Consider the following 7,665-nt stretch of genomic DNA (forward strand, 5'->3'; position numbering starts at 1 on the left):
GCCCGGCCAGCCGCTCCAGCTCGCCGCGCCGCGTGCCGGTGCCGACCAGCACGAGCTGGGCGTCGACGTGCCGCGTCACGGCGGGCCACGCGCGGATCAGCTCGTCGAGCCGCTTCTCCGCGTCCAGCCTGCCGACGAACACCACCGTGGGCAGGTCCGGCCACCCGAGTTCCTTGCGCAGCGGCCCCCGGGGCCCGTCCGGTGGGCGGAAGCGGTCGGTGTCGACACCGCACGAGACCGGTTCCACCACGCGGTCGAACCCCCGCCCGGTGACCAGCTCCGCGGCCGTGCGGGTCGGCGCCGTCACGTGGTCGACGTGTTCGTACACGCGCAGACAGTCCGTCCACGCCAGCCGGGCGATCGGGGCGTGCACCCGGCGCGGCAGGTACGGCAGGAGGTTGTCCGGCATGAAGTGGTGCGTGGCCACCACCGGGATGTCCTGCCGGCGCGCGGCCCGCACGGCGGCACGGCCGATGGTGAAGTGGTCCTGGGTGTGCAGGACGTCCGGGGCGATCGCCGGCACCAGGCGACGCAGCTGTGCGGGCACCCCCGGCGGGGGAACGAACCGCACGTCCGGGTGGATCACCAGGGGCACCGACCGCAGCCGGTGCAGCAGCACCCCGTCCTCCCGCACGTCCCGGCGCGGACCCTCGTCGGAGGCACAGACCACGTGCACGTCGTGGCCGCGGTCGGCGAGACCCACCGCGAGGGTGTGGGCGAAGAACGAACTCCCGCTCACGTCGGGCGGGTAGGTGTCGGTGGAGATCAGGATTCTCATGGCGCGTCCTTCTCCGCGGACGTGAGGGCGGTGTACGAGTGGGCCAGCACCACCACCCCCAGGACGATCACGAAGGCGGCGACCCCCATCTGGGCCGCCTTGGCGACGGTGTCCGGCATCGGTTCCCCGAGCACGAGCACCCCGACGGCCGAGGCCGTCACCGGGTCGCTGACCTCCAGGAGGGCGAAGACCAGCGCGAACCGCCGCATCCGGTACGCGTGCTGTTGGGACAGGCCCCCGAGGACCAGGATGGGCACCACGACCAGCGTCGGCCAGTCGAGCACGGCGGTCGGGTCCTGCACCGTGCGGTGGCCGATCAGGCCGATCAACGCGGAACCGACGCCGAACGCGCCGCCCGCGGCCAGCGCCAGCGCGACCGCCTTGGCACTGCCGGTGGTCACCCACCAGGACACCAGGACGACGAAGCCGGTGGCGGCGAGCGCGGCGAGACCGAGCAGCAGCGCGGTCCCGTCCGGGAGCCGGTAGTCCTTCGGGGCGTGCGGCAGGGCGCTCAGCAGCCCGGCCAGCCCGGCGATGATCGCCCCGGATCCGACCAGTTCGCGGGTGGTGACCGGCCGCCGGTCCAGCAGCGCCTTGGTGACCACGGCGAAGAGCAGTCCGGCGGTGCCGACGGGTTGGATGATGCTCACCGGACCGTGGCTCAGCGCGATGACGTGCAGGACCACCCCGATCCCGGCGAGTACCCCGCCCCACAGCCACCGGGACTCCGACAGCAGCCGGAGCAGGAACCGGATCTGCCCGCCGGAGAGCCGGGTGTGCACGACGACGCGTTCCTGCAGGGCCGACCCCACGGCGATGAACAGCGCCCCGACCACGGCCAGCGCGATCGCGAGGGCGAGCACCATCTCCTCAGCTCCAGCCTCTCCCCGCCCACACGGCACCCTGACCTGTCCGGTGTCGGTCGACACCGCTGTCCAGGGTAGAGATCGTCACCCGGCGTCGCAGGCCCATCACGCTTTCCGGGCACGGCGGAGCGGTCCCGGGGCGGCGCCGACGGAGGTCGGTGCCGCCCCGGGACCGTGTCACCGGCCGGGGACGCCGGGGTGGGGCCGCGGGAGCCCGGGCCCGTGGGGCGCCGGGCCGGGGGATCAGACGGTGCTCAGGAACCGTTCCATCGCGGTCACCAGGGCCACCGGGGTCTCGTCCATGGCGTAGTGGCCGCAGTTGCCGAGGACCTCGAGGTCGCAGTTCGGGTACCAGCGGGTGACCGTCTGCCGCATGGTGTCCTCGCCGAGTGCGGGGTCGTGCTCGCCGACGAGCACCTTCACCGGCACCGTGCTGCCCTCGACCTCGGTGTGGAAGTCGGTGCCCGACCACGCGCGCAGGTACTCGGCGACGGCCTGCTCGGTCGAGTTCTCCAGGGAATGCCGCACCATCGCGTCCAACCACACCCCGGTCAACCGGTTGCCGGTGGTCAGGTCGATGATGGCGCGCCGGTTGGCCGGGTCGGTGGCCGCGCCGGAGAACAGCTGCCAGCCCTCGTCGTCGAACGGCACCCCGCTCGCCGGGACGGGGGAGATCCCCACCACCGACCGCACCCGTTCGGGGGCGTCGGCGAGCACCCGCTGGACGACCGCGCCGCCCATCGAGTGGCCGACGAGCGAGAACCGGTCGAGACCGGCCTCGTCCGCCACGGCGAGCACGTCGGCCGCCGCCTCGGCGAGCGTGTGCTCGCCCGGCTCGTCCCGGCGGCGCCCGTAGCCGCGCAGGTCGAGGAACAGGTAGCGGAACGTGCCGGTGTCCAGGTGGTCGAGCACCGGCCGCCAGGCCCCGGCCGAGCCGAACCAGCCGTGCACCACGAGCACGGGATGGTCGCCGGTGCCGATGCTGTCGTAGGGGTGAGCCACGTCGCGTCCTCCAACTCCGTTGTCGCTCGGCGCGGTGCCGGGGATCTCACTCGATCGCGTCGAGATCGCTGTTCCGGCTCTCCCGGCTGGTCGCCGCGGCGACGACCGTGATGGCCATCGTGACGACCAGGTAGGCGATCACGCTGGCGACGCCGAACCGGTCGATCAGCCACACGGCGATGAACGGAGCGGGGGCGCCCGCGATGATCGAGGAGCCCTGGAACACCAACGACGAGCCCGCGAACCGGTGACGGGTGGGGAACAGTTCGGTGATCCACGCGGCCTCGGTGCCGGCGAGCACGCCGTGGAAGAACGCGCCGACGCACACCCCGAGCCACAGCAGCGGCAGGCTCTCGAACTGGACGAGCCAGAAGAACAGCGGCGCCCACGCCACGAGGATCACCGACGGCACGATCATCGCCGGCTTGCGGCCGACGCTGTCGGAGATCCGCCCGCCGCCGAGCATCCCGACGAACTGGAACAGCGACGCGAACGTCACCGCCAGCACGACGTCCCCGCGGTCGTAGCCGAACGACGTGGTGGCGTAGGCGATCACGAAGACGGTGTAGATGTAGAAGGCGATGTTCTCGCCGAGCCGCACGCCGAGGCCGTGCAGCACCTGACGGGGGTTGGACAGCGCGTCGAGGATGCTGGAGCGCTTGCGGGTGGTGACGGCCTTCGTCTCCTGCCGGGCCTGCGCCGCCTGGAACACCGGGGACTCCTCGACGCTGCGGCGCAGCCAGAAGCCGATCACCAGCAGCGGGAGCGCGACGAGGAACGCGAGCCGCCAGCCCCACGCGTCGAAGGCCGCGTCGGAGACGAACAGGGTGATCACGCTGACCACGGAGGTGGCGAGCACGGTGCCCATCGGGGCGCCCGCCTGCGGCCAGGAGGCCCAGAATCCGCGCCGCCGGCGCTCGCCGTACTCGCTGACCATGAGCACCGCGGCGCCGAACTCGCCGCCGAGCGCGAAGCCCTGCGTCAGCCGCAGCAGCACGAGCAGGACGGTGGCGGTGATGCCGATCTGCCCGTAGGTGGGCAGCAGTCCGATGGCGGCCGTGGACAGTCCCAGCAGCAGGAAGGTCGTGACCAGCATGGGTTTGCGGCCGAACTTGTCGCCGAGGTGGCCGAACACGATCCCGCCGAGCGGGCGGGCGACGAAGCCGATCCCCTGGGTCGCCAGGGCCATCAGCAGTTTCATGATCTCGCCCTCGCCGGGGAAGAACAGCGGGCCGAGCACGGTCGCGGCGAGGATGCCGTAGATGGCGAAGTCGTACCACTCCAGCACGGCCCCGGCCATGCTGCCTGCCAGGACACGTCGGAAGCCGCTGGTGGAGGGCGGAGCGGGGGGCCCGGCCTGCGCGGCCTGCTGCTCGACGGGTGACGCCATTGTCGGGATGCCTTTCCTGGGTCGGGGGAACCTGGGAACTGGAAGGGTCGGAGCACGGTGCCGCCGTCGGGGCCGCCTCCTCGCGGGCCCGGTCGGATCGGGACGGTGCGCTCCGGGTTCAGAGGCCGAGGGTGAGCCGCCCTCCGCGGGCGCGGGAGCAGCACGCCATCATGCGGTCGCCCTCGGCGCGTTCGGACCGGGTGAGGACCACGTCGCGGTGGTCGATGTCGCCGTCGAGGACCGGCACCTCGCAGGTGCCGCACAGGCCCTCCTCGCAGTCGCTGGGCACGTCGATGTTGGCCGCGCGCAGCGTCTCGAGCACGGTCCGGTCGGCGGGGACCCGCACCGTCAGGTCGGAGTCGGCGAGTGTGACGTCGAACTCGTGCTCCACGGACGGGTCGAGCGCCTGCTGCGTGGTGGTGAAGTGCTCGACGTGCAGGGCGTCGTCGGGCCAGTGGCGGGTGGCGGAGTCCAGGGCGTCCAGCAGCCGTTGCGGGCCGCACGCGTAGATGCGGGTGTCGTCGTCCGGACGGGCCAGCAGCGCGTCGACGTCGAGCCGGTCGCCCGCGGACGAGACGTGCGCGTGCAGGCGGTCGCCGTGGTCGGCGCGCAGCCGGTCGAGCAGTGCCATCCCCGCCTTGTCCCGACCGCAGTAGTGGAGCTCGTAGTCGACGCCCCGGGCGCGGGCGTGGTCGGCCATCGCCACGATCGGGGTGATGCCGATGCCGCCCGCGACGAAGACGTAGCGCCGGGCGTCCGGGTCGAGGCGGAAGTGGTTGCGTGGCCCGCGCATCGTGAGGGTGTCGCCCGGGCGGAGTCGTTCGTGGACGAAGCGGGACCCGCCCCGGCTGTCCGGTTCGCGCAGCACGGCGATGCGGTAGTGCGTGGTGTCGGCCGGGTCCCCGCACAGCGAGTACTGGCGGGTGGTGTCGCCGAGGTCGAGGTCGACGTGCGCGCCGGGGGACCAGGACGGCAGTGGTGCGCCGGTGGCGTCGGCGAGGGTCACGCCCACGACGCCGTCGGCCTCGCGGGTGAGGTCGGTGACGGTGACCGTGCGGGCCGGGGCGCGGGTGGCGGGTTCGCCGATGGTCACCGGCGGGTCGACGTCACGCACGGCCGGGTCCCGGCGTTCCGGGTTGGCCGCCGGGTCCCACCGCACCCACAGGTGTTCCGGCCCGCGGAAGGAGGTGTTCGGCACGTAGGTGAACCGCTGGTCCGGAACCAGCTCCAGGTGCGGGAGCCTGCGGGTGAGCTCCTGCAGGAAGACCTGGAGCTCCATGCGGGCGAGGTTCTTGCCGAGGCACTGGTGGCTGCCGTAGCCGAAGGTGAGGTGGTCGGTGGTGTTCTCCCGGCGGATGTCGACCGTGTCGGGGTCGTCGAAGTGCCGCTCGTCGCGGTTGGCCGACGAGTTCACGATGAGCAGTTTCGCTCCGGCCGGGATCGGGACACCGCCCACGGTGGTGTCCCGTGTGGCCAGTCGACGCCACGCGGCCACCGAACCGGAGTGGCGCAGGCACTCCTCGACCGCGTTCGGGATGAGGCCGGGGTCGGCGCAGAGTTCGTCCCAGACCGCGCGGTTCTCCAGCAGCAGCTTGATCGCGTTGGCGGCGGCGTGGGCGGTGGTCTCGTGGGCGGCGACGATCCCGGCCATCATCATCGAGTGCAGGTAGGAGTCGGTGATCGTCTCCGGCATCTCGCGCTGCAACCGGATGCTGTAGGGCATCCATCCCGGGCCGGACGGGTCGCGTTTGAGCTTGTCGACGACCTCGCCCGCGTACTGCCAGAACCGGCCCACCGACTCCGCGACGGCGACCTGCTCGTCGGGGGAGGGGCGACCCCAGGTGTTCACCGTGTGCGCGATGGAGTACCGGCGCAGGGTGTCCATGTCCTCCTCGGGCACCCCGAGGAAGTGCAGCGCGACGGTGAGCGGGACCTCCCACAGCATCCCGTCGACGAGGTCGACCTCGCCGGTGTCGACGAAGCCGTCGACGTAGGCGCGGGTCAGGCGGCGCACCATCGGTTCGTGGTCGACGAGGTGTTGCGGCGTGAACGGGTCGAGCAGGGCCCGCCTGCGGGGCATGTGCGCCGGTTCGTCCTCGTTCACCAGCGTCCGGTGCATGGCGTAGTCGTACTTCTCCAGCACGGCCGTCGCCTCGTCGCAGACCGGGGTGATCTTCTCCAGGGCGATCGACGGCGAGAACGTGAGGTTGTCCCGGAAGACGGCCTTCACGTCGTCGTAGCGCGTCACCACCCAGTAGCCGAGGGCGGGACTGTAGAAGACGGGCTCCTCGTCCCGGGACCACCGCACCGCCTCCGGTGGGTCGGCCTGGTACTCGTCGCCGAACGGGTCGAACGCCGCCGCCCGGTCACTGAACGGACACGCCCCTGTGCTCATGGCCACGCTGCCTCCGTGAGCTGCTCTTTTACCGATATCGCACACCATGTAGCGATAAGCGAACTGCGCAGAGGCTAAGTACCCCGGTGACCCACGTCAAGGCCCGGTGCCGCCGTAGGCCCTGCGGGCGCGGAGGTTGCCGTGAGGGGCACGTTCCCTGCCCCGGACGCGGTGAGGGGCACATTCACTGCACTCAACGCAGGGAGAGTGCCCTTCACGGCACACCCGGGGGAGCGGGGTGCGGGTGGGTCAGGGGGTGAGGAGGTGGGTGAGGTCGTGGGCGGCGGTGCGGACGGCGTCGGCGGCGGTGGTGGTGTCCAGGCCGTCCATGGCCACGACGCCGACGCTGTACTCGACCGCGCCGGCACCGGCCGTGTGGTCGGTGGCGTGCACCGCGGTGGCCAGGCCGACCGCGCCGCGCTGGAGTTCGCCCCGGGTGAGGCTGTAGCCGAGCCGGCGTGCCTCGCGCACCGGCTCCGGGTCGTCCGGACGTTCCGGCCGGGCCGCCAGGATCGCGACCCCCGCCGCGCCCCGGGTGAGCGGATGCCTGCTGCCGACCCGGTAGCCGACGGTCAGCACCGTGTCCTCCGGTTCGGCCACCATGATCGCCACGCACTCGGCGCCCTCGGCGGCGGAGACGAACGCCGTCGCGCGCAGGTCGTTGGCCAGCCCGTGCAGGATCGGCCGTGCCTCCTCGGCGAGGCGGGGTTCGAACCGCGCGCCCAGCACGGCCGCGCCCGCACCGAGCCGGATGCGTCCCTGCTCGGTGCGGGACACGAGCAGGTGTTCCTCCAACGTGGACACGATGCGATAGCAGATGGCGCGGTGCACGTCGAGTTCGGCGGCGAGCTCGGGGACCGAGATGCCGTCCGGATGCTGCGAGACGACCTCGAGCGCACGCAGCCCGCGGTCCAGGGTCTGCAGCGTGCTCATCGGCCTCCGTCCGTCACGAGATCCTCGTCCGCCCCCGAGCCTACTGGCGGAGGTCGTGGCGCGGTGCGGTGGCCGCCCACGACGGCGACGCCGGGTACGGCGGAACGTCGCCGAATGGTTACCTGGAGGTAGGTGACACCGTACGCCGGGCGCGGCATGCTTCCGTGCTGTGGACAGACAACGACACACTGTCACACCCCCGCCCGGGGGCGGGACCTCCGACGGGGGCGAGGCGTCCGGTGCGCCCGGTGCCGGGCTGAGTCGTCGCCGGGTCCTGCGGGCGGGCGGCACGCTGGCCGTC

At 72.4% G+C, this 7,665-nt stretch carries 6 protein-coding genes; all 6 read right to left on the reverse strand.

Annotation, left to right across the window (positions count from 1 at the left end):
* The coding region (locus ACTIR_RS22705) for a glycosyltransferase (protein WP_065388563.1) at positions 1 to 778 on the reverse strand (778 nt) is incomplete at its 3' end.
* A complete protein-coding gene (locus ACTIR_RS0110570) occupies positions 775 to 1,644 on the reverse strand; it encodes a DMT family transporter (protein ID WP_026454256.1) in 870 nt (289 codons plus the stop codon). The genes ACTIR_RS22705 and ACTIR_RS0110570, both read right to left, overlap by 4 nt.
* A 243-nt stretch (positions 1,645 to 1,887) precedes the next feature.
* Complete coding sequence (locus ACTIR_RS0110575) at positions 1,888 to 2,646, reverse strand: alpha/beta fold hydrolase (RefSeq protein ID WP_026454257.1); 759 nt, start codon at positions 2,644 to 2,646, stop codon at positions 1,888 to 1,890.
* Positions 2,647 to 2,692: 46 nt separating this feature from the next.
* Positions 2,693 to 4,036, reverse strand: a complete 1,344-nt coding sequence (locus ACTIR_RS0110580) for an MFS transporter (protein WP_026454258.1) — start codon at positions 4,034 to 4,036, stop codon at positions 2,693 to 2,695.
* 118 nt (positions 4,037 to 4,154) lie between these two features.
* Positions 4,155 to 6,431: a cytochrome P450/oxidoreductase gene (locus tag ACTIR_RS0110585; protein ID WP_026454259.1), complete on the reverse strand. Its 2,277-nt coding sequence runs from the start codon at positions 6,429 to 6,431 to the stop codon at positions 4,155 to 4,157.
* 249 nt (positions 6,432 to 6,680) lie between these two features.
* Positions 6,681 to 7,364 carry an IclR family transcriptional regulator gene (locus ACTIR_RS0110590; RefSeq protein ID WP_026454260.1) on the reverse strand — a complete coding sequence of 228 codons (684 nt, stop codon included), beginning with the start codon at positions 7,362 to 7,364 and terminating at the stop codon, positions 6,681 to 6,683.
* Positions 7,365 to 7,665 lie beyond the last annotated feature (301 nt).

Source organism: Saccharomonospora iraqiensis subsp. iraqiensis (genome assembly GCF_000430445.1).
Taxonomy (GTDB): domain Bacteria; phylum Actinomycetota; class Actinomycetes; order Mycobacteriales; family Pseudonocardiaceae; genus Saccharomonospora; species Saccharomonospora iraqiensis.